Raw genomic sequence first — 786 nt, 5'->3', positions numbered from 1 at the left:
TTAGGTGAAGGTGAAGGCCATATGCCGATGACTTACTTGGATTCAGAAAGTGATGCTCAAAAACTAGGTCGTGAAACGGATTGGAAACAAATATCTGACAAAGAAGTTTACTTAGGTTTAGGTCTGAAGTGTTGGCTTGTCGGTGAAATGGCGCTGCCGATTTCTGACTTACAAAATCTACAAGTAATAAAAGAGTTGGCGTAAGAGCAATTATGGCTTTAACGGTTTCACTGCTAGACAAGTTGATTGATAGCGACCCAACTACCAGAGAAGAAAAAGATTTTCCTGTCAGTCAGCAACACATGCTCAATGGTTTGTTAAGAGACTTAGAGTCGATGCTTAATAGTCGTATTGGTTGGAAAAATATTCACGAAGACTTTTTAGAAGTTAGATACTCAATTCTGAACTATGGGTTACCTGATTTTTCATCAATGCCTTATAGCAGCCAAGATGGACAAAGTCAGTTGTGTGACATCGTTTATGAAGCTATTCGGGAGTTTGAACCTCGGTTAAGAAATCCGCACGTTCAAATTTCTGATGAAAAAAATGCGATAGATCGAACCTTACGGTTAGAAATTAGCGCAACTTGTTTGATTGATAATGACATCCACGAGTTGAAATTCAATTCGGAAGTCGAGCCAGTGAACTTAGGAATGAAGTTGAGTCGAGCGAAATGAGTGAAGAGTTTCTAAAATACTACAATCGTGAATTGGCCTATCTGCGACACAAAGGACAAGAGTTTGGCGAGCAATATCCTAAAATTGCGGCTAGGTTACGTATCAGCGA

General features: G+C 39.6%; 3 protein-coding genes. All 3 read left to right on the top strand.

The annotated features are described in order from the left end of the window. Positions 1–204 (top strand): type VI secretion system accessory protein TagJ (locus R7Z47_RS24530; protein ID WP_318130718.1); only part of this gene is annotated, 204 nt, incomplete at its 5' end. A gap of 8 nt (positions 205–212) precedes the next feature. Beyond that, on the top strand, positions 213–677 hold the full coding sequence (tssE, locus tag R7Z47_RS24525; RefSeq protein WP_015313304.1) for a type VI secretion system baseplate subunit TssE: 465 nt from the start codon (positions 213–215) through the stop codon (positions 675–677). Next, the coding region (locus tag R7Z47_RS24520; protein WP_318130719.1) for a type VI secretion system baseplate subunit TssF at positions 674–786 on the top strand (113 nt) is incomplete at its 3' end. The genes tssE and R7Z47_RS24520, both read left to right, overlap by 4 nt.

Origin of the sequence: Vibrio sp. 1641 (assembly GCF_033339995.1) — a bacterium.
GTDB lineage: Bacteria > Pseudomonadota > Gammaproteobacteria > Enterobacterales > Vibrionaceae > Vibrio > Vibrio alginolyticus.
This window is presented reverse-complemented; position numbering and strand designations above follow the sequence as displayed.

Bases quoted from the DNA above. Each gene is read 5' to 3' on its own strand.
- tssE (WP_015313304.1), top strand. From the start codon at position 213: ATGGCTTTAACGGTTTCACTGCTAGACAAGTTGATTGATAGCGACCCA.